Source organism: Pseudomonas asuensis (assembly GCF_014646755.1).
Lineage (GTDB): Bacteria > Pseudomonadota > Gammaproteobacteria > Pseudomonadales > Pseudomonadaceae > Chryseomonas > Chryseomonas asuensis.
Genome location: NZ_BMNW01000006.1, coordinates 54,100 through 77,764, shown reverse-complemented (window position 1 = coordinate 77,764; position 23,665 = coordinate 54,100). Strand labels below are relative to the sequence as shown.

Here is a 23,665-nt window from a genome sequence, read left to right as displayed (position 1 = left end):
GAAGCAGACTGATAGCTCTTGCTGACCTAGCGAGTATCAAATGCCACTCATTTGCCAAAGTCAGTTATTTAAAAATAGGCGTCGGTGGAGCATCGCAGACGCTTACACAACCTTCTGCTGCTTTACGAAGCCACAAGACACTAGACCAACTTAAAGGGCTGTACAGCCGTTGAGTCCTGCTAGTGTCCTTGTACCTTATACGTAACAGTATTGTTACGCGGTAATGCCAGGGTTGGGTCAATGGGTAACGAAATCAAGGACCCCACAGGAACACTAGAAGAGCGTAAAACTATAAGGCATTGATTTTAAACGACTTTAATAAGTTGGCATGCCATCTGCTTTATCTCTGGCATAACAAAAACAAAAACAGCTCACTTCAAAACAATAAAAACAAGATTGAATGTGGCGAAGCGAACGGATCATTTTAGAACTTGTGAAGTGTCTAAAGTAATACGTTCACTGAAGACAACATAATGCATCCGAGGCATCCAGGGGTTGCTTCCGGGCCATACAAGAAAAACAAAAGGCATCGTGCAGCATGATTGAGAGGGAGCTTAGGCTCCCTTTGTGCTATCTGCAGATTGGTTTATTCAGGCAGATAGCTACTCATTAGCAGCCCGGGTCGCCCGACAGACGAGATCAGTCCAGGCGGGTATAGATATAGAGCGCTGAAATCGTCAACGCAAAAAGAACTGCCACAACGCTAATAGTTCCAGAAAGCGTGAGCGCCGACACCCTGTTTATCAGTCCTAGCCAGTCCGCTATAATCAAACCTGCAGTCATGCTCACCAAAAGAGCTACTACTCGCGCCAGCATCACATCACCTGCGTTTTGCTATTTGACCATTAAGGTGCATTGCACGATGGCATACAATGCTGGCATATAAGTGTCAAATTGCCTTCATAAGTTCACCCAAGCCACATACCGTCTGTCGACCTAATTACATTTGAAGGCATACGCCTGTAGAGAATTACGACTTTACCCACATCTCTAACGCTGATGGCGCCTACGCCGCCATGACTCACCTGTCAGGATGGCCAGATAGATACCCCATGCACTTAGCAGGACAAAGACGTCTCGAGAGGGCCACTGCATAGGATTAAAACTTTCGCGCATTCCTTGAACCGTATAGAGGATTAACGCGACGATCACCGCGCTACGAAAAAGTCGCGCAAACGTCATGACCTACTCCTGATAAACCCGTGACACTATGACTATAGCGTTTTCAGTTAAGTCATACCCTACACCGCCTACTGTCGTGGGATATAGCGGCCGCCAGCAGAAAGCTTTCGTTCGGGCTCGAAGAAACATCTATGCAACAGCGATACTGCTCGCGGGTTATGCCACTCTCCTTCTATACTCAAGGCCTTAAGTGAACTTGATTGATGGCATGCTGAAAGAAGAGTGTTGTTGAATTTAAAATCGACACCTTACCTCTAGTAGAAACAGGTCCGCTAATGATCATGGAGGATAACCGCAATGCTGTTTGCTCTGGGTGCACTGCTTTGCCTGAGCGGCGCGGGTTGCCTGGCATTCGATCCGCTGGACCCCATGCTTCAACTTGAAGGATTGGCGTTAATAGGCCTTGCCTTATTGATGATTCGTGAAGGCATACTTGAGCTTACTTAGAGCCCTCCTGAAGCCTGTTGTCATCTTATGCTTAGCGTTCGTTCTTCACCTAACTTTCCTTTTACGTCTGCTCAAACCCGCTTGGGTACTCGTTGAGTTCCAATGCCTTGCATACTCAGGCCAAAACACTTAAACCGCCATATTCCGCAAAGGTAGCGCTGGAAAGCTCACAGGGACATTTGTCATACCCCCCTCGCAATTCCGTCAGCGTTGGTAGCGCCCTGTCAGTGACATCATCTGTGCAGTCAAAGGCAGCTGATCCAAGAGTAGGCAGGAGCACACTGGCGTTCCGCTCAAACGCGAACACGCGAGTCCCTACCAGGCAACCTCTTCAAAGGTGATTATCAGAATCAGGTTGGCCAGATTGGGGGAGGTATGCTGCCTACGCATTTATTCCCCTGTTCTTCTGGATAAGTCGGTATTCACTGACTTGATCTGGATGCACTCATGCGCCCCAATGAAAGCCTGATCCCTATTAGGCTCTGTACGAAAAGTCTTCAAGCGAAGGGCAGGCGAGGCACAAATGGGTAAGGAATCGGAGTTTACGTGTTGCAAATGAGCATTTCGAATCGATTTTTAACGAAGCATCACCGGGTGCAGATACGTTTCGTACAGAGCCTAAAGGACCGACTTGTTCGTACGTCGAATGTAGGCTTATGTGCTGCCTCACTGCAATGACTTTACATTTTCACGAAATTTTCACAAATTCAGCATGTCTAGCAATAAGGTCTGCCTATTGCCCATGGAACAAAGGTTCGTATTGAACTGATCTAGAAGGGAGCCGTAGAAGTATGAGTCACTTTATCAGCAATACGTATGAGCTTTTAAAGGAGCCTGCCGGCCCACTGATACTTGAATGCCTGAAAGGCTTTGAGAGCTACGGTCGCTCGTGGCGGCTCGATAAGGGTTCGGTTTATGGGAACCGCCTGTCTACCCTCTTCTCCTCCAGCAAGCCAGACGGCAGAGGACGCAATCAACTCATGGTTGTGGCAGTGGAGACGCCTACATGTGACTGGACGGTTAGCTACCAGCTCTTGTGAGCGCAAACCGTAAGCCGCTTCCCTCGGCTCTATCAAACAAACCCCAGGCTATGTGCACTTGCCTGTTCTTGGCTGTCCCTGTTTTGCTTACCTTGATCTATCCACGTGGCTTAGAGAATAAGCATTATCTAGAGTAAATGGGCTGGTATTACTCTGATGCTTAACCAAGCGACGAACAATTAAAGTCTTTTGTGGCTGCCAAAACAGACTAAATGTCATCTACCCGTTAAACTACGCCTTTTTTTGTTTGGATTTTGAAAGCTGAGGGTAAGTTTGGGGTCTTGGTAGACTGAGCTCAGTACCCAAAACGCTGCCCTTATGCCCTCTTAATCCTGCCGCAATACCCTCGTCGCACGTGTACGCGACGACTGTTTTAGCTTGTACTGAAAGGAAGTAACACCATGGTAATGCACTACTCCACCGGCACTGATCAAGTGGCTTGCGGCCGCAGCAGCGCTAACGCCTCCGCTCAGCCCGATCAGGTTACCTGCAAGACGTGCCTGCGCTCGGCAGCCTATAACGCAGCCGCTAGCGCCGATGCAGGCTCTCAAGTTCAGGTTCAGGGGGTTGCGGATGTGGCTACCCAGGCACCGGCTGCAAAAGCACAGCCTGTTGAGCAGTCCGTAGTAACCTACCGCACCCGCAGCGTTGCGTTTGAGGAGTGGCAAGGCCAGTTGGCAAACGGCAGTCGTCTTCCCCGTGGGCGTCATTTCAAGAATCAGCAAAAGAAGATTACGCTCTAATTGCTTTACTAGCGGCCAAGGGCAGGGGTCGGCCCTGCCTTGGCGCACTGCGCTCATGACTCACCCAACAGGCTCAGGCGATGATAGGTCTATAGACTCGTCCCGGACGATAACCTGTGGCATCCTCTCGTTGCGAATAGACAAAATGACGTATCGCCTCATCACTGGGTTTATGCTCACGGCAGCGTTCGCCTTGAGCGGATGCCAAAGCCGCCCTCTAACGCCTGTTGAAGTCTCCCTGCAAGAGCGTGCCATACCACTTGATCAATCCGGCCGGCAGTCGGAGTGCCGCTCCCTGGCCGAACTCTATTCCAGCTGCTACGTCGCGCTGGCAACCTGGACGTATGCCAAGACCGACCAGAAAGCCACACGTGAAGAGTTTGAAGGAGCCATGCACGGCGCCAAAGCTCGGGCATTGCAGTTGAACTGCCCGTCCTTCTGGGAAGCGGAATAACCTACTGCCCTAAAAACGATTGATTGGGATTTTTAGGAAGGTCGCTCCTGCTTCATCTGCAGGCGGCATCTGCCCTGCCCGAATATTGATCTGGATTGACGGCAGGATAAGCGTAGGCATTGCAAGCGTCGCATCCCGACGGCTGCGCATTTCAACAAAAGCCTCCTCGGTAATGCCATCATGAACATGAATATTCCGGGCCTTTTGCTCGACGACAGTAGTCTTCCAACACACGTCTCTGCCAGCAGGCGGGTAATCGTGGCACAGGTACAAGGTTGTCTCAGCCGGTAGCGCCAGTATTCGCTTGATGGAGCGGTAGAGCTGCTGCGCACTCCCACCTGGAAAGTCGCATCGCGCCGTTCCCACATCAGGCATGAATAATGTATCGCCTGCAAATACTGAATGCTCTTCGATCTGATAGGCCATATCGGCAGGGGTATGCCCAGGCACATGCAACGCGCGCGCCTTCAACCGGCCAATATAAAACACCTCATCAGACTCGAAGAGATGATCAAACTGGGAACCGTCCAGCCTAAACTCAGGCTCCAGATTAAAGACATCCCGAAAAACCCCCTGCACCTGTCGAATGGAAGCACCAATAGCAATCCGTCCGCCTAGCGCCTTTTTCAGGTAAGCCGCTGCCGAAAGATGGTCAGCGTGGGCATGGGTTTCAAGCAGCCACTGTACCTTGAGGCTATGCTCCTGGATAAAGGCAATGATTTGGTCGGCCCCTTGAGTGCTGGTTCGTCCAGCCTTTGAATCATAATTCAGCACTGAGTCAATGACGGCACACTCGGACCCATCTGCCTCAAATACTACATAGCTGACGGTAGCCGTATCGACATCGAAGAATGCCTGTACAAAAGGAGTCATATCTTTTACCTCGCCATCGATCTACCTTTTTACAATATATTGAATTATATATTGTATGAAAATAGACTGATTGGACGCACGACGAGGAATGGACCAATGGCCACCCAGCTTTCCACTACTGAAGTAGCCCTACTCAGGGCCTCCGCCTCGAAGGCTTGCAACCTGCTTAAGGCATTGGCCAACGAAGATCGCCTCCTGCTGCTCTGCCAGCTAACCCAAGGTGAGCGCAATGTTGGCGAGCTGGAAGACCTGACCGGCATCCGGCAACCAACGCTCTCGCAACAGTTGAGCGTCCTGCGTGAAGAAGGGCTGGTCAACACGCGCCGCGAAGGCAAGTACATCTACTATGCCCTGGCCAGCTTCGAGGTCGTGTCTGTTATGCAAACATTATCCAGCCTGTACTGCGGTCAGGCGCTAAAAGGCGTGCAGTAAGCAGGCGCTCCTGCTTACTGCAGGTCTGCCTCCGTTAAAACCATAGACCTTTGTTGTTCCCTACGCTGTCTGGAGTTGCCCATGGATCAGCCCATCAACCGACTCGATGAAATGTTCGCGACCTGCGGGCAGCTACACCCTGATGACTTGCCCCACATCGCCCAACAAGGCTATCGCAGCATCATCTGTAATCGACCGGATCATGAAGGTGGATCAGAGCAGCCCACCAGCGAAAGCCTTCGACGCCATGCCGAAGCACTGGGATTGAATTTTGTCTATCTCCCAGTAATACCCAGCACGCTTCATCAGGGCCAGGCACAGCAATTACACACCTTGCTCAGTACCCTTCCCCCTCCAATTCTGGCGTTTTGCCGTACCGGCAATCGCTCAACCCAGTTATACCGAATGACTTGCGAGAATGAAGCGGCGAGCAGCCAATACGATATTGTCATCATGGGTGGCGGATCAGCGGGCATAGGCGTTGCCGCGAGTCTGCTACGACGCTCGCCTGAATTGAAGATTGCCGTGGTCGAGCCGAGCGACCACCACTACTATCAACCTGCCTGGACCCTGGTAGGCGGTGGCGCCTATGAGGCCGCGGATACGGTTCGCCCCATGGCCAGTGTCATTCCTGAAGGCGTTACCTGGATACAGGCATCGGTCAGCGCCTTTGCACCGGAGCGCCAGAGTGTGTTGCTCAGTAACGGCAAACAACTGGGCTACCAGCAGTTGATTGTCTGTCCTGGTCTGCAATTGGCATGGGAGCGTATTGAAGGGCTGGAGGATACATTAGGGCAGCATGGAGTAACCTCCAACTACCGCTATGATCTGGCCCCTTATACCTGGAAGCTGGTACAAAGCCTAAAGCGTGGAAAGGCCCTTTTTACCCAGCCGGGCATGCCGATCAAGTGCGCTGGCGCGCCACAAAAGGCCATGTACCTGTCTTGTGATCACTGGCTTCGCCATGGGGTACTCAACGAGATCCAGGTCGAATTCAATCTGGCGGGCGCAGCGCTGTTTGGTGTACCGGACTTCGTACCACCACTAATGGCTTATGTTGAGAAATATCAGGCATCACTGGCATTCCAGTCCAATCTGGTTGCTGTAGATGGTCCCGGTAAAACCGCCTGGTTCGAGGTTACCAGCAGCGACGGCAGCATAAACCGCCATGCCAAACCGTTCGACCTGCTTCATGTAGTGCCCCCTCAGCAGGCACCGGATGTCATCCGCCGCAGCTCGCTAGCAGATGCAGCTGGCTGGCTTGAGGTCGATCCCGCCACCCTGCAACACCCTCGTCATTCGAATATTTTTGCGCTGGGTGATGTATGTGGAACCAGCAATGCCAAGACGGCCGCGGCGGCGCGCAAGCAGATTGTGGTCGTAGCGGAGAACTTACTTGCCTTGCGCGAGGGCCTTCCTTTACCGAGCCGATATGATGGATACGGTTCCTGTCCGCTCACCGTTGAGAAGGGCAAGGTAATCCTGGCCGAATTCGGCTACGGCGGAAAGCTACTGCCAACCTTTCCTCTAGACCCCAAGGTCGCTCGTAAATCCGCCTGGCTGCTCAAGGCGACCGTACTGCCTCGTTTCTACTGGAATGGCATGCTCAAGGGCCGCGAGTGGCTCACACGTTGCGGCTAACACTAAAGGAGTCTGCGCTGTGCTGCTCGCCTCTTTTCTAGGCATCGGTATTGGCATTGTACTGGGTTTGACAGGCGCAGGTGGGGGCATCCTTGCCATCCCCGCCTTGACACTCGGTCTGGGATGGGCCCTTCCCCAGGCTGCGCCCATTGCATTGCTGGCAATCGGCACCGCAGCGGCATTAGGTGCGATAGATGGCCTGCGAAAAGGGCTGGTTCGATACCGAGCCGCATTGCTCATGGCCGCGCTGGGCCTCTGCTTCTCGCCACTGGGGGTTCGCTTGGCCCATCACCTGCCCAACCGTACATTGATGCTGTGCTTCTGCGCCATCATGCTATTTGTGGCCCTGCGCATGCTATTGCAGAGCAGACCCTCGACGGAACAGGCCTATACCATCCACAGCCCGCTTCAGAAGAACTGCATGCTGGACCCGGCAACCGGGCGCCTGCACTGGAATGGTAAGTGTACGGCCACACTATCAGTTATCGGGAGCCTATCCGGCTTGCTGACGGGCATGCTGGGCGTAGGTGGTGGCTTTTTGATCGTACCGGCGCTGCGCCAATGCAGTGACATCCGTATGCAAGGGATCGTAGCGACCTCACTGATGATGGTGGCATTGATTTCCCTGGGTACGGCTGGTGGAGCGCTTTACCACGGTGTCACACTCAGCCTGCAGGCAGAGCTTTTCATCGGCGCTACACTGATCGGCATGCTGGCTGGCCGCCTGCTGTGCAAGCACCTGCCCGCCCATCTCTTGCAGCGCTCATTTGCACTGCTGTGCCTCGGCGTCTGCCTCTACCTGTTCGTGACCATTTTCTAAGTACCTCCGCCAATCTCATTTTTTGGTGCGAAAGCATTCGGTCAAGGGTTTCAAATAAACCTTATTAACGTATGGGTAGACGGATCATTCAGCACAGCAGCTTACCGTCTCAAGCCAACAGCGTTTCCCTTGGGCTCAACTATCATTCACACCAATAGCAGGCACAACCAGGATCGATTTCACGCATAGTAGATACGTGCGGTTCAATAGCCTCATCGACAGCAATCATCCCATCGAAGAGGTTATTATCATGAAATATACCATCGCTACTGCACTGCTTGTCTCCGCCTTTGCTACCGGCGCGTTTGCTGCAGACTCTCGTTCGGCACAAGACAACATTCCGGTTGAGGAGTATCACTACGGTATGAAGGTTGATGTTGCCAAGGTCATTTCGATCGAAGAGACCGACACGAATGATCTCAACAATGCCGAACCTGCCACCATGGTGTATCAGGATCATCAAGGCAACCTGCACAAATTGCAGTACCTGGAAAGTGTTGAGCGGCAAAATACCAATGGTTGATACAGCTGTTACAAAGCCCCGGTTTCACGGGGCTTTGAAGTTAAACCTGCATAGATAAAGCTATCTGCTGGCGAATGAGCGCGACACTTTCCTTTCTCTCTGATAAAGCGAACCCCTAAGCAGCTCTGCCTTCTCTATTCAATTGCCTTGCGCCGACCTGCACGGCATGGCGCTGCTCCTTCTCAAACACACCGCCGCACGATCAACTTGACAGACCTCCATGCCGCACCAAAGATTACTCAGCGCGTAATCGGTTTACGATTTTTACTGGCATTGTACTTGCTCTTCGGAGCTGCTTTCCCGTTTGCCCACTAGCCGATCCCCGCGCCCCTCTTGCCTGCACAAATAAAAACAAAAGGTATTGGCAATGCAGAACCAAATCACCAGCTTTCGCGATGCTCTCGATTCACATCCGGTATCACGCTATCAGTGGCAGATACTGGTGCTGCTGGCACTCTTGCTCATCAGTGATGGTTATGACGCTCAGCTACTGGGCTATGTGGTGCCAGCCATCGCTCAGGAATGGGGGCTGGAGAAATCGGCTTTTGGGCCTGTATTCAGTGCAAACTTGATTGGCCTGACCGTTGGTTCCCTGCTCGTTACACCGCTTGCGGATCGCCTGGGTATCCGTCGAGTGCTCATGAGCTGCGTCCTCTTGTATGCCGGCCTGACCTTTATCACCATCTATATCGATTCGTTGCAAGGGTTGACGATACTGCGCTTTTTGTGTGGTCTTGGAATGGGCGGCGCCATGCCCAGCGCGATGGCACTGATGTCGGACTACTCACCGCCCAGGCTACGCACTTTGATGGTCACTCTGGCCGCCTGCGGGTTCTCGTTTGGCGGCGCCGCGGGTGGCTTCGTGGCAGTGGCATTCATGGACCGTTTCGGCTGGCATGCCGTGTTCGTCATAGGAGGTATCGCCCCGCTGCTGCTCTTCCCGTTTCTCCTGATGCGGTTACCTGAATCGCTCCCTCGCCTGCTGAGAGACGCCCCGCCCTACGCCCGTTTGACCTCCGTCACGTCCCGTATGGTTGCTGGTTGGCAACCGCCAGCCCCTGCTGTTGACACTCAACAGGAGCCTGCGTCTGCCATTGCCGTGGTGGATCTCTTTCGTAACGGATACGCAAGGCCTACCCTGTTTCTATGGGCAACATTCTTTGTCAGTCTGATCCTGCTTTATTTCATGATCAGCTGGTTGCCCTCTCTTCTTCAGGAAAGCGGTATGCAGCGAAACTCGGCAAACCTCGCAACGTCAATGTTTCTGTTTGCTGGCACGTTGGGTGCCATGCTCCTGGCATATTTCATGGATCGGGTAGCCAGCAAGGTTCGTCTGCTGAGCTGTATCCTGGCAGGCGCAGCAATGTTTACTGTGCTGCTTGGGTTGACCCACCAGTATCAGGCCCTGCTGCTGGTATTCGTATTCGCTGCAGGCTTTTGCACCATAGGCGGTCAACTGACCCTGAATGCCTTCGCAAGCAATTTCTACCCTGCGCAAGTACGCGCTACTGGGGCAGGCTGGGCGCTGGGCATTGGCCGCTTTGGCTCGATCCTCGGACCTCTCTTGGGTAGCCTGCTGCTCGGCCTGCATTTGCCAGCCCAGACCATCATTGTGCTAGCGGCTATTCCGGCTGTCCTGGCCGCTCTGCTGATTCTCAACGTCAAAACGCCCTCACACAACGCGACGCCCGTTGGGCAACACGTCTACCCCAGTGATCAACCGCCTGCGCTTAAAGGCGAAGCGCCTCTGTAATCGATCGCTCAAGGTCCCGCCGGGGCAGATGGTCAACATCCTGCCCCGCCTGGTTACAGAAGCATCTTTGCCACCTCAACCTTTGACCGAAAATCAAAAGTGTTCTGAGGATTAAGGGCTTATTCAAGTGATTTCAACCGATCACACTGAGCTCCGAACCTTTTGCCTGGGACGCAGCTGTGTCCCTCAATCCTTTCGGAGAGCCCGTTATGAGTATTCCTTCCTTTGGTCTTGGTACCTTCCGCCTCACAGGACAGACCGTCCTCGACCAAGCGCGAGAATCTGGCCAGCAACCTGTTAGCGCAGGAGCTGCATCTGGCTCAGGAGGACATGGCAAACATCGCTTTATTTGAACGTAGTGCTCGCGAGGTAAGCCCTGAAGGGCTTGCCCCTGCCTAGAATTAATCATCTGCATGACCGTAACGTACGGTATTCTTCGAGTACCGTCGCTAACCTATTATAAGGCTATATGCTGGCCTGCCCTGTTTCGTTCATGTGAGGAGAATTGCTGTGACCAATGCCTATGCTTCGATTGAGATCGATGTAGATGCCAATCAGATATGGCAACTTATGGGAGGCTTTGGCTCGTTGCCTGACTGGCTCCCATTTGTAGTTGAAAGTCAGCTGAGCGAAGGTGGCCGGGTCCGGCATCTGAAAGATATCGAAGGTAACGTCATCATCGAGCGGCTGTTGAGCTTTAACGAGGCTGAAAAAAGCTACCGGTACACCATCATCGAAGGACCTGCTCCCATCAAGGATTACGACTCTACGCTGCGTGTACTGGCGGATGTCTCTGGCAAGAGCGCCAAGATAGAATGGTTCTGTACCTTTACCGCTACCCATATCAGCCAGACGGAGGCTGAAACCTTGTTTACTCAGTTTTACAAAGATGGGCTGGCAGCACTCAAGCAGGCAATCGAGGCTCGGTAACCGTTCGAAAATATAGAAGCAATAATACGTCTGCTTTTGCACCCTCACGGCGGCCCTTCCAGGCCTGCCGTGATAGCTCCAAACCGTCCACTATTCCGCTTCGCTGAACTGCATTTCCGGTGGTTGAGTACGAAACCCGTGTGTGAGCTTGCCCAGGTAGATAACTCCGAGTGCCAGCCAGCTCAACCCTAAGAGAACGGCCATCGAGTCCAGGCTGATCATGAGATAGAGATCTGCGCTGAGCCCCAGCAACGGGCAGATCAGAAACAATAGGACCTCACGTACACCCCGTTGAGTCGCACCAAGATAAAAATGAAAGATCACCGCAAGGTTCACCAGGCTGAACGCCAGAAACGCGCCGAAGTTGATGAACGAGGTCGATGTCGCTACATCCAGCTTCAATGCCAGTAACGCAACAACGCCACACAGAACGAGATTGTTGACCGGCGTACCGAAGCGCCTTGAAAGCTGCCCGAAAAACGACTGAGGAAACACACCGTCCCGCCCCATGGCAAACAGTAGCCGTGAGACGCTGGCCTGTGCAGCCATACCAGACGTGAACTGCCCCACAATCAGCCCCACCAGAAAGAGCGAAACGAAAATGTCGCCGCCAATGTTCCGGGCAATCTCATAAGCTGCAGAATCGACATTGGCGAACGCCATGCCAGGGTGTACCCGCTGTACCCAATAGGATGCCAGGATAAACACCAGTCCGCCGACTAGAGTAACTAGCAGAATTGCCTTGGGAATCGTACGCTCCGCATTTCGGGTTTCCTCCGTCAGGGTACTTACGGCATCGAATCCAAGAAACGAATAGCAGGCTATCGCCGCGCCGCTCATGACAAGCGGCCACTGCAGATGACCGTCCGTAAAGGGCGCCAGCGTGAACAACGGCTCGCCAGAGCCCTGCACATAATGAACGCAAAGCGCTACGAAAGCGGCCAGTACCAGAAACTGAACCAGCATCAAGGCTATATTAATCGTACTGGCGAGCTTGAGCCCCACTACGTTGATCACCGTCGTAAGTGCGATGAAGCCCAGTACCCACACCGCTTGCGGGATAGCGGGAAATGCAGAGCTCAAATAGGCAGCTCCAATCAGCCAGATCGCCATAGGCAGAAACAGGTAGTCCAGAAGAACCGCCCAGCCGGCGATAAAGCCCAGCTTGGGGCTTATAGCCTTGCGTACATAGGTATACGCGGAACCTGAAACCGGAAACGCCGCCGCCATGCGGCCATAACTGATGGCGGTAAACAACATGGCAACCAGCGCTACCAGGTAGGCGGAAGGCACATGCCCACCTGTGCTCTGGGCAAGAATCCCGAAAGTGCCGAGCACAATGATGGGCGTCATGTAGGCGATGCCGAACAGCATCACCGCCCCTAACGAAAGGGTGCGTTGCAGATGGGCCATGAACAACTCCGTATAGTGATTGTTGGTACCGCGCTTACGCGGTCGGGTGTTGTGGCAGTGCTGAATCAGCAAAAAGACAATTGTTGTTATGTGTTTTTTGGCCTAGATAATAAGTTCGCGAATCCCTCCCGGTTGCTCGACCAGCTCCCCCGGCAAATTCAGGCGACGGTCATCGAGATACCGATAATCCTTGCGCACCGCCTGAAGCTGGCTCAGGTCCAGCGATGCGCTCAGGTGCGCCTCTTCCCGACCGGCCTCGACCAGCATGTTTCCAAAGGGATCGACTACCGCACTGCCTCCTGCAAAGGTCAGGTCACCATCGCCTTCACCCACGCGGTTCACCATCACGGCAAACGCCTGGTTTTCGATTGCGCGAGCCATGATTGATGCCCTATGCACCGGGCCATACGGGTCCATGTTTCCGTTGGTCACGATAATGAGCTGCGCACCCAGCTGCGCCAGTGCGCGGGCTGTCTCGGGAAATTCAATGTCATAGCAGATCAGTAGGCCAACCCGAACACCATTCCACAGACAGGTCGCAAAGCGGTCGCCAGGCAACAGCACACCCTGATCCGAGGACCACAAATGCGTCTTCCGGTAACGCAGCGCAATCTCATCAGGGGTAATCAGAAGCGTAGTGTTGTAATAACGTCCGCCATCTGCCTCAGCAAAACCAATAGCCACAGAAACCTGTTTGGTACGTGCGGCCTGGCGAATCTGGGAAACCAAAGGACCGTCAAGGGGTTCCGCTACATCCGCTACATTGGCAATCGTAGGAAAACCGCTCAGATGCGTTTCTGGGAACACAATCAACTGGGTATCCGGTGCACAGGCATCAATAGCACTCAGTGCTGTTTGCAGGTTATAGGCCTTGTCGCCGTCGCGGCCAGCGACCTGGGCCAGTTCGATCTTCATGAATGCTCCTTTGATGCATCAGCCGTATCGATTACCTCGATTTGGCAGTATGTTGTCCACTAGCCGGCAATGTAATCACGCCGGTGGGTTAACCCTTTTGAGGTAGATATAAGTATGGAGTTACAGGATATCGCCTGGCATCAATCGGTTGGCCAGTTGATCGATTCCCTTGATGCACCCAACTTCTGGGTCAGGCTGGTCAGGTTACTGGAGCACTATCTACCGTTCGATAGCTGGGTAGCATTGCTCTTCAGTGCTGACAGGCCCGTTGTACTAGCAGAAAGCCCGACGAGTGATGGCAGGCCAGACCCTTTGTTTCAAGACTACATAAACGGTGTGTATCTATTGGACCCGTTTTATATCGCCTCGCGCGAAAACGGCCAGGACGGCCTGGTTCGGCTCGACGACGTCGCACCCGAATGCTTTGAGCAAACCGACTATTATCGCTTGTACTTTCGATTAAACGTGGTTGCCGATGAGCTTCAAATCAACTGCCAGATCGATGCTGACCGCACCCTGTGCCTTTCCCTTGGATCACAACAGCGTTTTACTCCCGCACAGGTAGCCTTGCTCAGCCTGATTCAGCCTTGGATTAGGGGGCTCATGCGCCAGCGGCTTCGCTTTGAGGAAGGGCTTGTGGCGGCATCCGCTGTACCTACCTGGCAGCACCGGCTGGAAGCCACCAGTCAGCGCAGTGAAATGCCACTAACAAGTCGCGAGATGGACGTAGCACGACTGGTGCTCAGCGGCTGCTCGGGAAAAGAGATTGCACGTAAGCTGGATATTTCCATAGAGACAGTCAAGGTGCATCGAAAACACATCTACACAAAACTCAACATCAAGTCACAATCCGAGCTGTTTGCTGTTTTCTTCAAGGCTAATTGAAGGATACCGTTTCGGCCCGTTTGCAGGGGTAACGTGCAGGTAATAAAGAGGCAAGACTTCGGCTTTTGCGTAGCCTTGATATCCTCGGTACGCCTGCCGAGCAGCCCCTCGACCGTGTCACCCAGCTGGTTACCAGGCTGCTGCAGATGCCCATTGCATGGGTTTCGCTGATCGATGAAAACCGCCACTGGTTCAAATCCAAGGCCGAAATCGGCACTCTAGAAATGCTTAAGGATATTGCGTCTTGTGCCCATGCGCTTGAAGTCGAAGACCTGCTGCTGGTCGAGCAAGGACGGCACTGACAAGATCATGAGGTCGGCTGGTTCCTCCCGGCTTCGATCTGTTTCATTCACGGATACGCCAAACAGCTCTGGCCTGCATCATACACGCCACTTCTTTTTTCAATTATTCCCTCAAGAAACCCAACGCCATACCGATATCTGTCTAATGAAAGCCTCCAACTGGTAAAGCATGAGACGCCAGAAAGGCCTTGCACCCGGTTAAAATTTCCAGGTGCATACTCTCATTAGAGGTATTCGGGCCTTGGAAAGGCCTGCTCGAACAGAAGGTATAACGATTCATGTCTACTTCAGCACTGGCGTTGATGTTTGTCAGCTGCATCCTGCTATTTATGTTTATGGCCTATGTGGACCAGGTTGCAGACCGCTATCAGTTGGATAAGGCTCGCCTGCGGGCAGACTTGAATGATCGGATTTTCCGTATTGGAACACTATCGGAAAGCTTTCCAGCGCAGTTCATGACTCCAGAACTCAAACAGCTTCTTATAAGACTTGAGCTGAACCTTATCCAACGCATTGCCCGCTTAGAAAAGCCTACCGAAGCACTAACGGAACGTGAGTCCCTTCTGCAGGAACAGGAGAAGCTCGGGATAGAAATTTCCATTGACAATCAGCCGTGCCCCCTCTCAAGCGAAGCCGCCTTCAAGGCCGTGAACTTTCAGCTCGAAACACTGAACAGCCAAATCCATCGTGCTGTACAGGATGGCCTTCTGACCAAGGCCGATGCTTCCAATTGGTTCAAATCGATCAGGCACTGGTTGACACAGAGCAACCTTGAAATGTTCGATAATATGGCCGCTCAAGCACTTGAGTCAGACCAACCTCGCCTGGCGAAGCGCGCTTATGAGCGCGGCCTGCAATACATTCGCAATCAGTCAGACCAAACCGCCTTTCAAAGCCAGCGTGAAGCATTTGAGAAAGGCATGGAACTGGCTGAAGAGACGATTGCAAAACAGACCGAGGCCGAGCAGCAGCTCAAGGCTACCCCTCTTGAGGAGAAGACACCTGAGCCTGAAGGCAGCCAGTGGAAAAAGAAACCACTCTACGACAAAACCGAAGCGTGAGGTCTAGGCTCGATACTCCACCACATCGGCCTCGCTTGGCAGAGGCACCTCCCAGCGATAGAGCATTCGCTGGATGTCCTGGTTTCGTAATGACGTGTCTCGCCTGGCGTTACGCTGTAAAATGATCCGCTCAGGTTGCTCCAGGTAAACAATGCGTACCGACGCGTTGTATTGGTAGAGCAAATCCAGTGTCTTCTTACGCATTTGCTTGGATAAATGCGTTGCGTTCCAGACAAAGGCCTCCCTGCTCCGTAACAACGACTTAGCAGTATCAACGGCATAATGGGCAACTGCCCCTTCGTTCTTGCCATGGGCAAGTCCCAACGCCTCCCGCGCATCGTCGAACGAAACGACTGGCAGCGTCGGCAGATTTTCCTCAACCCACGTGTTCTTGCCACTCGCAGGCATGCCTGCCATTACCACAACATCCGAGCCTTTCTCTTCGCGGTAGTGACTGAATGCCGGATGGATACGAGCCCCTCGAAAATAGCTCACCCGCGTATAGTCGTCAGGGAAAGCCTTGGCTGAATACAAGCAGTCCTCTTCCTCTGCCAGAGCCTTGAACAACGCTATATCGTCAAGCACTGACTGTTTACTCTCATAGAGACGCCCTTCCATGTCCGCAGTGGCCATCGCACATAGCATCCAGACAGGCAGTTCCCAGGATAGGCGATGCGCCAGAAACTCTGGAGTATGTCCTGAGCGATCTCCAGTAAATGCCCAGAACGGTACCTGATGCACACCAATGATTCGGCAAATGGTCTCTCGCAACGAGAATGGCACGCCTGCCTTCCAAAGCAATATGCGGGCATCAATTGAACCACGACGGGAGTGTCCCGGCTGGCCGATGCGCCCAGTGACCTCATCTATAACAGTGGTGTCCGGCTTGGCAATGTCGTGCAAAAGTGCCGAGTAGAACAGCACGAAACGCTCTTCAGCACTTGCGCGTTCATAGTCACTTCCACCTACCATGGCTTCAACCACCATACAGGTATGGGTCCAGACATCGCCTTCGCCATGATAGGCAGGCTCCTGCGGCGTACTTGCCAACCGAGTCAGTGCCGGTATTGCTTCTACGCATCCCTTGAAGTCGGGCTGCTGGCCTGGTGCAGCAACCAGGCGCTCAAGTGTTTGAAAATCCATATTCCATTTCTCCTTGTTATTGTTTGTTCAAACATTCCCACGTCACCACAGGTACTGGTGCATAGAGATCAACACCAGGCGCAAGCTCATTAGGAATGTAGGGCTGACGCAAGTGATGCTCGTTGGCGTCCAGAATGGTCTGCACGAAGTCTGGCCTGACCCACTTCATCCGTGCGACTGTTTCACAGGTTGTCTCGACTTTCAGGTACAGCCCTTCCATCAGATCAGAGGCATCGCACTGAGACCATGCCTTACTCAGGTCCAGCCCTTCACGCCGTACTGTATCTTCGAACCGCTCTCTCCACTGACCGGTTCGGGCCCAGGACTTGCCAACCAGTGCCAGCAGGTCTTTGAGCCTTACAGGCGCAGGACCCTCATACAACACAGGTACAGACAGAACAGGCCCGCCGGCTAACAACACACGGCGCTCAGCGGTTGACAGAAAGATCTGCCTACGACGATCCCAGATGTCGAACTCGAAAAAGACACCCGGCAACTGATCGTAGAAAACCGAATGCTTCTTGCTCATGACCTCACCAAACATCACGTAGCGATCTTCAAGTCTCTCAAGCAGAAACAGTTCATGGACGCGTGCCCATTGCTTGAACAGATTGAACTGCTTCTCCCGTGAGCCCCCGATAAGGTAGTGCCCACGAGACTGAAGCAGGAGTTCGGCATTAGCGGAAAAGCTGATTGCTGCATTAGCGCCATCAAGCTTTTCCTCCACCACGATGAATTGATCTTTCAGCGTGCTTAGCTTTACCTGGTCATGATCGCAGTCACCAGGTTGCAGGCGCGACGACTCCAGGTGAGGCGTTCGCGGGTATTTAAATAATTCATGTAATTGCGCATAGACGCGCGGGTCGAGAGTCATGGTCTTCTCCAATCAAACAGGGAAAACCGACAACGCTCAGGAACGACAGATGACAGCTACGCGCAGACCAACCGTTTACCGGGACCGTTGTCGGATCAGATGTAAAGGTTGATGCAGGGCACTGGCTTCACCACGTTGGAAAGGGGGTCAAACGAAGGGCACGAATTAGGCCCGATTAAGGCTTCGTCTGTCAAACATAAAAACAGCACTTCGTTATGTCCGTCAAATAGTGCAAAAAGCCGCCCGAGGGCGGCTCTTGTATAGCTCACGTTATTTCAGCGGCCCGACGGCAGTACAGCTATTGCTACTTTGTACATGCTTTTGCAGCGTGGTCCATTGGGGGCGATCCTGCCCATTTACAGGCTCAACCGACAGCTTGTAACCGCCCCAACCGGGGCCGGCCGCCCAATAAGTGGCTGGAATGCAGTTTTGCTGCAGGTACGAGAGCAGGTTATCCATCAGCGGCAACCAGCGAGCATCATCATCCGGCACGCCAAACTCGGCGATGTAACCCTTTTTGCCATTCTTCTTTAACCAATCTACGAATGGCTTTGCACGATTCACACCCAACATTGCATTGAGCTGGCTAGTGTCTTCCGGGTTATAAGTACCACTCCCATCCTTGTCCAGATAGACGTGCGCTGCAAAGATAATGTTATTGGCCGAGTCCTTGAGGCTGAGCAGACTGTCATTGTAATAGGGCCATAGCGATGCGTTGGACCAAGCATTACCTTCCACAATCACCGGGTGAGTATGATCTACCGTTCGTACGCCATCGATTCCGGACTGGGCAGCCTTGAGCCAGTAATTATCCATGTCATGCGGCTTGGCCATGATGTCATACCCATACAGGGCAGGATGGCTGGCCCAGCGGTAAGCAATTCGGTACATCAGGTCCCAGAAATGGGTGTAGGTAACCTGCCCCGCCCCAATGATATTGCCGTTGTAGCGCCCATTGTTATGCACATCCAGGATAACCTTGATGTTGTATTTCTGGGCCAGGTTCATAGTGGTCTGGATCAAGCCAACCTGGTTGGGATCGAGCATTGTGCTGAGCTTAGGCTGTATGCGCTCCCATAGAATAGGAAAGCGGATCAGACGGATCCCTTTCTGATTCCACTGCTTGAAATCCGCCTCTGTGGGATACAGGTAGTCAACACCGTTTTTGCCGGGTACGACGTGTGGAGCAAACGCTGCTCCTGACAAATTCAAGCCGACCAGATCTATCCCGCTGCGGGTGACAGGCGTTACCGGTTGCACGACAGGTTTCGCCGGTTGGCTAGGCGTAGCGGGCTGCGCAGGTGCAGGTGCAGGAGTCGCTGGTTTTGCTGGCATGGCAGGCACTGCTGGCGTAGCAGGTGCAGTCACAGGTTGACTCGGTGTTGCAGGTGTTGTCGTAACAGGCTTACTCGGCGCAGGAGTGGCAGGTTTTGATGGAGTAGCAGGCTGCGCAGGAACTGCCGGCTGAGCCGGTTTAGCGGGTTGGCTTGGTGCTGTTGCGTCAGTACCGTTTATAGGTCCAAACGCAGTACATCTGGTGTTATTGACGTACTTTTTGAGAGTAGGCCATTGAGGACGCTCAACACCATTTATAGGCTCCACAGACATGAAATAGTTACCCCAGCCCGGACCTGCCGCCCAATAGGTGGCCGGAACACAATTCTGCGCCAGATATGCCAGCATGTTATCCATGATGGTATTCCAGCGAGAGTCATTGTCCGGGATGCCAAACTCACCGATGTAGCCTTTCTTGCCGTGCTTCTTGAGCCACTCGATAAAGGGCTTGACTCGCTCAACGCCATACATGGGGTCAAGCTTGCTAACGTCAACGGACTCGTAATTGCCGCCCGCATTGTTATCAAAGTAGGTGTGCGCAGAAAAGATAAGGTTATTTGAAGGATCCTTGAGATCGAGCAACGTATTATTCCACTGCTCCCAGCGCGTAGCCTCGGCCCACCCGTTGCCTTCGACAATAATGGGGCGAACGGTGTCAACCGCACGTACGCCATTGATGCCGTATTGAGCTGCCGTGTTCCAATAGTTCAGCGCACCATTGGGCTCATTCATGATGTCGTAGGCATAAAGCGACTTCTGGCTGCTCCAACGCTGCGCGATCTTTGTCATGATCTCCTGATATCGCGCATAAGGCACACCGCTTGTTCCAATGATCTGGCCGCGATATCGAGCATAGTTATGAAGGTCCAGAATGATCTTTACGTTATGCTTTTCTGCATAGCTGAACGTGCTATCGATCAATTGCACATACTTAGCGTCCAGTGCACCGCCAAGCGTAGGCTGCAGCCGCTCCCAGATAATCGGGAAGCGCACCAGTTTTATGCCCTTCTCACTCCATTGCTTGAAGTAAGACTCTGTCGGAAATATATAGTTGGTTCCGTTGATGCCGGGCAGCACGTGTGATGCGAAGCCAGCCCCAGACAAGTTCAGCCCCACCAGGTCGACCGATGCCACAGCCGAAGACGAAACCAGTAACGCCGCCAATGGTAGCGCGCATTGCCTCATTACTTTGAAAGCCAGACTACGGGAACGCCTGCTTGAGCTTTTCATGAATTCCCCAATAAACCTAAAGTGTCATTTCTGAAGTGCGCACTTAACGGCCGAACCTAAAAGGCTCGTATCAAGACTGTTATCGTTTTGGTCTTCAGGCAGAACTAACTACCTTGCTTGGTGGCCGAGCGTGGCTGTACTACCGGGGGATTGAGAAAAGCGTGCCACTCAAAAAGCAGTGAAATTAATATCAATATGACACTATTGTTTTTCGTCAATACATATAAATTTATTTAAAATCAATAGCTTATAAAAATGGTTTCACTGTATTAAACAGCTGTTTGTGAAACAGTTGTTTTAGGTTTTTCCAAAAAAACACGAATTACTTTCGACAACGTTCACAAAATTTAGGGGTAGAGAAAGCAGTTTTAAAAAATTCATAAAATTTACACGCTTACCAAGCATGAAAGAGTTGACAAAATGTTGTTGGCCAAGCGTAACGGTTTGGGACCAGCAGTGACATTTTTTGTCACAAGGGTCGTGCCTCGAAGACAAATCAGCCCAAGCTGAAGGCGGTCTACCAGAGTCAACGCGTATTGAGACTACTCAGCTAACGGCGTGCAACAATGCCAAAAAAGGGTGACTCAACATCTGATACGGTTTTTTATTAAGAATCTGAATCTGTTTTGCGCAGGCCTAGAGCCCTACTGTAGGCGCATGGGTAATGCCGGTAGAGAGCTGCTCTAGCAAACACATTCATTCGCTACGATGCCTGTATCAATGCTTACCCTTTCCTGCTACGCAAGAGGTTTCAATCATGAGCGACGTATTCTTTATGTCACTGTTTGGCTTTCTGGCCTTCGTTCTACTGGGATGGGGGTTTTACGCTGGCGTACAGCTAAACAAGGATAGAAAGGACGTGCAGAAGAACGACCGCTAATGCATAGAAAGACCATCAGTGTCTCGACGCAACCGCTTTCAATCTTCTGTTTTAAGTCGTAAGCGCTCGTAGAGACACCAATACGGTATAGGTATCAACCACCAGCGCTGCAGCGAAAAGCATGAAACGTTACGAGCGACTTGCTGATGAAATTGCGAACCTGATTCGAACCGGTGTACTTAAGGCGGGTGAAAAAGTCCCATCGGTACGTCATGCCAGTCGTACCTACGCGGTCAGCCCTTCGACCGTATTCCAGGCCTATTACCTGCTGGAAGATAAAGGGCTGATCATTGCCCGCGCCCGCTCAGGCTATTACGTACGTGAGCACGCCAAGCGCCCGCTGCATGAGCCTGAAATTACTGGTCACAAGGCTGAAACCACTGAGGTGGATGTCAGCGAACTGGTCTTCTCCATCCTGAACTCTATCAAGGACCCTGCGACCACTCCATTTGGGTCTGCCTTTCCCAGTCCACAGTTGTTTCCGCTTCCTCGCCTTGCCCGCAGCATGACCCACGCATTAAGACACCTTTCAACCCAGGCCGCTATTGCAGACATGACGGCAGGCAGCAATGAGTTGCGCCGTCAAATAGCCCTTCGTTATAGGGTCAACGGTACCCGTCTCCCGCTTGAGGAGTTGGTTATTACCAACGGGGCGATGGAAGCCTTGAACCTATGCCTGCAAAGTACAACGAGCCCCGGCGACCTGGTTGCAATAGAGGCACCTGCTTTCTATGCGACGCTTCAGGTATTGGAGCGTTTAAAATTGAAGGCCGTCGAGATCCCCGTTCATCCACGGGAAGGTGTTGATCTTGATGTGCTGGAGCACAGTCTCTCTCATCTTCCTATCAAAGTTTGCTGGCTCATGAGCAGCCTGCAAAATCCTTTGGGTGCCAGCATGAGTTTCGAGAAGAAGCAGGCGCTGTACACACTCTTGAAGCAGCATCAGGTTCCATTGATTGAAGACGATGTCTATGCCGAGTTGAATTTCTCCAACCAACCGTTACGAGCCGTGAAAAGCTTTGATGATGATGGGCTGGTCATGCATTGCGGTTCGTTTTCAAAATGTCTGGCGCCGGGTTATCGAGTGGGCTGGGTTGCTGGCGGACGCTTCACCGAGGCCATCGATCGCCTCAAGCTCATGACGACCATTTCTCCTTCGGTTCCTGCTGTAGCGGCCATTGCAGACTATCTGCAACATGGTGGCTATGACCGACACCTACGAAAATTGCGCCATGCATTGGAAACCCAGCAGAGCGCCATGCTGGACTCAGCAGCACGGCACTTTCCGAGCGAAACCCGTGTAACCCGCCCAACTGGCGGCTATTTTCTATGGTTTGAATTTCCAGAGCGTGTCGATACGCTTCAGTTGCTCCGTATGGCCATCGCTCAGGGTATCAGCCTTGCTCCCGGCCCTATCTTCTCGGCCAGCCAACGCTTTGGAAACTGTGCAAGGCTGAATTATGGCCATCCCTGGACGCCTGAGAGCGAGAAGGCCATGGGAACGCTGGGCCGCATGATCGATACGTTCTGAACAGCCCAGCGTCCTTTATCCCACGCTTAGCCTCTGCCTGCTCATCTGAAAGTTCAACTGCAACAGGCCAACCAAGCTAGGCGTTAGCAATGTAACTGGCCGAGCATTAACTCCATTTCAGGACGGCTTTAACGGTGATTCCCTGCTTGGAATCTTCAAATCCCTGATTGATGTCCTTGAAATCATAAAACCTGACAAGCTTGTCGAACGGAAAGCGCCCTGCCTTGTAGTACTCGATCAGCTTGGGAATAAAGAGGCGTGGCACGGCATCACCTTCAATCACACCCATCATGGTCTTTCCTTCCGCCATGATCTCGTTATGAACATCAATGGTCATTTCGGGGGTTACGCCTACAATCGCCGCTTGCCCTAATGGCCGCAGCGCCTGCAGGCATTGGCGAACAACCGGCGGAACCCCTGTAGTTTCAACCGCGTGGTGCGTACCGCCCAAAGAGGCAGCCTTGATTTCCCTGACTACATCAACCTGACTACCGTTGAACACATGCGTAGCACCAAGCTCCTTGGCTAGCTGAAGACGGCTATCATGCACATCGACCGCAAAAATCTGAGCACACCCTGCAATCTTTGCTGCCATGATCGCGCTCAATCCCACAGCACCACAGCCGTAAACGGCAAGGCTGTCCCCAAACCCCGGGCGAAGGCGGTTAAATACCGTTCCGCTCCCCGTCTGAATACCGCAACCCAGCGGCCCTAATAACGCTAGGTCCACTTCCTTATCAACCTTGACGACATTACGTGCGCTGGCAATCACGTAGGTGCCAAAGGATGATTGACCAAAAAAGGAAGAGAGTTCGGTATCTCCCTGGCGAAGCCGACAGGTATGGTCCTCCATGCGGCCGCCAAAATTGAGATCGTTAAAGACCCTGCACACCGTAGGATGCCCGGTCAGGCAATTTTCGCATTTACCGCAGTGCGCAAACGACAGGACCACATGATCGCCTATCTCCAGATCACTAACATTACAGCCTACCTGCTCGACAATGCCTGCGCCCTCATGACCAAGCACTACGGGATAGGGCGAAAGCCCTAAGTCACGGGCAACGGCATCAGTATGGCAAACACCTGTCGCAACAATCCGAATCAACACTTCGTTAGCAGTCGGATCAGACAGGGTAACCTTCTCTAGGCTAAAGGGCTGTCCTTTGGAATGAGTAACTGCGGCCATTATTTCCATTGTAAGGCTCCTGATAAAGTCGCTGCGCAAGGATGCGCGTGAAGAACAAGAAACGTACTTGCC

Annotated in this window: 23 protein-coding genes and 1 pseudogene; 16 read left to right on the top strand and 8 right to left on the bottom strand. The window is 52.7% G+C overall.

Features of this window, described 5'->3' with window-relative positions:
- Positions 1 to 990: 990 nt before the first annotated feature.
- On the bottom strand, positions 991 to 1,182 hold the full coding sequence (locus IEX86_RS14360) for a hypothetical protein (RefSeq protein WP_188866821.1): 192 nt from the start codon (positions 1,180 to 1,182) through the stop codon (positions 991 to 993).
- A gap of 297 nt (positions 1,183 to 1,479) precedes the next feature.
- On the opposite strand from IEX86_RS14360, the gene IEX86_RS14355 reads away from it, so the two are divergent.
- The 4 genes from IEX86_RS14355 to IEX86_RS14340 all read left to right on the top strand — a co-directional run bounded on the left by IEX86_RS14355 (position 1,480) and on the right by IEX86_RS14340 (position 3,866).
- Entirely contained in the window at positions 1,480 to 1,629 is a 150-nt protein-coding gene (locus IEX86_RS14355) for a hypothetical protein (protein ID WP_188866820.1), read from the top strand.
- Positions 1,630 to 2,420: 791 nt separating this feature from the next.
- The gene (locus tag IEX86_RS14350) at positions 2,421 to 2,669 is read left to right on the top strand and encodes a hypothetical protein (RefSeq protein ID WP_188866819.1); all 249 of its coding nucleotides are present in this window, start codon (positions 2,421 to 2,423) and stop codon (positions 2,667 to 2,669) included.
- 401 nt (positions 2,670 to 3,070) lie between these two features.
- Complete coding sequence (locus IEX86_RS14345) at positions 3,071 to 3,412, top strand: hypothetical protein (RefSeq protein ID WP_188866818.1); 342 nt, start codon at positions 3,071 to 3,073, stop codon at positions 3,410 to 3,412.
- Between the two features lie 145 nt (positions 3,413 to 3,557).
- Positions 3,558 to 3,866: a hypothetical protein gene (locus IEX86_RS14340; protein ID WP_188866817.1), complete on the top strand. Its 309-nt coding sequence runs from the start codon at positions 3,558 to 3,560 to the stop codon at positions 3,864 to 3,866.
- 9 nt (positions 3,867 to 3,875) lie between these two features.
- Here the strand turns inward: IEX86_RS14340 and IEX86_RS14335 are convergent, their stop codons facing one another.
- A complete protein-coding gene (locus IEX86_RS14335; RefSeq protein WP_188866816.1) occupies positions 3,876 to 4,739 on the bottom strand; it encodes an MBL fold metallo-hydrolase in 864 nt (287 codons plus the stop codon).
- A 96-nt stretch (positions 4,740 to 4,835) separates the two neighbouring features.
- On the opposite strand from IEX86_RS14335, the gene IEX86_RS14330 reads away from it, so the two are divergent.
- The 7 genes and pseudogenes from IEX86_RS14330 (at position 4,836) to IEX86_RS14300 (ending at position 10,838) form a co-directional block, all read left to right on the top strand.
- On the top strand, positions 4,836 to 5,171 hold the full coding sequence (locus tag IEX86_RS14330) for an ArsR/SmtB family transcription factor (protein ID WP_188866815.1): 336 nt from the start codon (positions 4,836 to 4,838) through the stop codon (positions 5,169 to 5,171).
- Positions 5,172 to 5,252: 81 nt separating this feature from the next.
- A complete protein-coding gene (locus IEX86_RS14325; protein ID WP_188866814.1) occupies positions 5,253 to 6,812 on the top strand; it encodes a bifunctional protein tyrosine phosphatase family protein/NAD(P)/FAD-dependent oxidoreductase in 1,560 nt (519 codons plus the stop codon).
- A gap of 19 nt (positions 6,813 to 6,831) precedes the next feature.
- Positions 6,832 to 7,632 (top strand): sulfite exporter TauE/SafE family protein, encoded by an 801-nt coding sequence (locus IEX86_RS14320; protein WP_188866813.1) that lies wholly within the window; start codon positions 6,832 to 6,834, stop codon positions 7,630 to 7,632.
- Between the two features lie 250 nt (positions 7,633 to 7,882).
- A complete protein-coding gene (locus tag IEX86_RS14315) occupies positions 7,883 to 8,155 on the top strand; it encodes a DUF2790 domain-containing protein (protein WP_188866812.1) in 273 nt (90 codons plus the stop codon).
- A 367-nt stretch (positions 8,156 to 8,522) separates the two neighbouring features.
- Positions 8,523 to 9,908, top strand: coding sequence for an MFS transporter (locus IEX86_RS14310; RefSeq protein ID WP_188866811.1), 1,386 nt, complete (start codon positions 8,523 to 8,525; stop codon positions 9,906 to 9,908).
- A gap of 258 nt (positions 9,909 to 10,166) precedes the next feature.
- Positions 10,167 to 10,307: pseudogene (gene dkgB, locus IEX86_RS14305) on the top strand (2,5-didehydrogluconate reductase DkgB); the annotation flags it as partial.
- Between the two features lie 111 nt (positions 10,308 to 10,418).
- A complete protein-coding gene (locus tag IEX86_RS14300) occupies positions 10,419 to 10,838 on the top strand; it encodes an SRPBCC family protein (RefSeq protein WP_188866810.1) in 420 nt (139 codons plus the stop codon).
- 90 nt (positions 10,839 to 10,928) lie between these two features.
- On the opposite strand, the gene IEX86_RS14295 is transcribed toward IEX86_RS14300, so the two are convergent.
- Both IEX86_RS14295 and IEX86_RS14290 read right to left on the bottom strand, forming a co-directional pair.
- A complete protein-coding gene (locus IEX86_RS14295) occupies positions 10,929 to 12,251 on the bottom strand; it encodes an APC family permease (protein ID WP_188866809.1) in 1,323 nt (440 codons plus the stop codon).
- A 102-nt stretch (positions 12,252 to 12,353) separates the two neighbouring features.
- A complete protein-coding gene (locus tag IEX86_RS14290) occupies positions 12,354 to 13,166 on the bottom strand; it encodes a carbon-nitrogen hydrolase family protein (RefSeq protein ID WP_188866808.1) in 813 nt (270 codons plus the stop codon).
- Positions 13,167 to 13,274: 108 nt separating this feature from the next.
- Here IEX86_RS14290 and IEX86_RS14285 point away from each other — a divergent pair, with 108 nt between their 5' ends.
- The 3 genes from IEX86_RS14285 (at position 13,275) to IEX86_RS14275 (ending at position 15,414) form a co-directional block, all read left to right on the top strand.
- Positions 13,275 to 14,051 carry a helix-turn-helix transcriptional regulator gene (locus IEX86_RS14285; RefSeq protein WP_188867025.1) on the top strand — a complete coding sequence of 259 codons (777 nt, stop codon included), beginning with the start codon at positions 13,275 to 13,277 and terminating at the stop codon, positions 14,049 to 14,051.
- A 65-nt stretch (positions 14,052 to 14,116) separates the two neighbouring features.
- A complete protein-coding gene (locus IEX86_RS14280) occupies positions 14,117 to 14,353 on the top strand; it encodes a hypothetical protein (RefSeq protein WP_188866807.1) in 237 nt (78 codons plus the stop codon).
- Positions 14,354 to 14,631: 278 nt separating this feature from the next.
- Positions 14,632 to 15,414, top strand: a complete 783-nt coding sequence (locus IEX86_RS14275; RefSeq protein WP_188866806.1) for a hypothetical protein — start codon at positions 14,632 to 14,634, stop codon at positions 15,412 to 15,414.
- 3 nt (positions 15,415 to 15,417) lie between these two features.
- On the opposite strand, the gene IEX86_RS14270 is transcribed toward IEX86_RS14275, so the two are convergent.
- The 3 genes from IEX86_RS14270 to IEX86_RS14260 form a co-directional block, all read right to left on the bottom strand.
- Positions 15,418 to 16,557 carry an AAA family ATPase gene (locus IEX86_RS14270; RefSeq protein ID WP_188866805.1) on the bottom strand — a complete coding sequence of 380 codons (1,140 nt, stop codon included), beginning with the start codon at positions 16,555 to 16,557 and terminating at the stop codon, positions 15,418 to 15,420.
- Positions 16,558 to 16,573: 16 nt separating this feature from the next.
- Positions 16,574 to 17,431 carry an RNA ligase family protein gene (locus IEX86_RS14265; protein WP_188866804.1) on the bottom strand — a complete coding sequence of 286 codons (858 nt, stop codon included), beginning with the start codon at positions 17,429 to 17,431 and terminating at the stop codon, positions 16,574 to 16,576.
- A gap of 270 nt (positions 17,432 to 17,701) precedes the next feature.
- On the bottom strand, positions 17,702 to 19,996 hold the full coding sequence (locus IEX86_RS14260) for a glycoside hydrolase family 5 protein (protein ID WP_229685347.1): 2,295 nt from the start codon (positions 19,994 to 19,996) through the stop codon (positions 17,702 to 17,704).
- Between the two features lie 757 nt (positions 19,997 to 20,753).
- Here IEX86_RS14260 and IEX86_RS25400 point away from each other — a divergent pair.
- Positions 20,754 to 20,876 carry a hypothetical protein gene (locus tag IEX86_RS25400; RefSeq protein WP_010799001.1) on the top strand — a complete coding sequence of 41 codons (123 nt, stop codon included), beginning with the start codon at positions 20,754 to 20,756 and terminating at the stop codon, positions 20,874 to 20,876.
- Between the two features lie 121 nt (positions 20,877 to 20,997).
- Positions 20,998 to 22,407: a GntR family transcriptional regulator MpaR gene (mapR, locus tag IEX86_RS14255; RefSeq protein ID WP_188866803.1), complete on the top strand. Its 1,410-nt coding sequence runs from the start codon at positions 20,998 to 21,000 to the stop codon at positions 22,405 to 22,407.
- Between the two features lie 106 nt (positions 22,408 to 22,513).
- Here mapR and IEX86_RS14250 read toward each other — a convergent pair whose 3' ends face one another.
- A complete protein-coding gene (locus IEX86_RS14250; RefSeq protein ID WP_188866802.1) occupies positions 22,514 to 23,602 on the bottom strand; it encodes an NAD(P)-dependent alcohol dehydrogenase in 1,089 nt (362 codons plus the stop codon).
- Positions 23,603 to 23,665 lie beyond the last annotated feature (63 nt).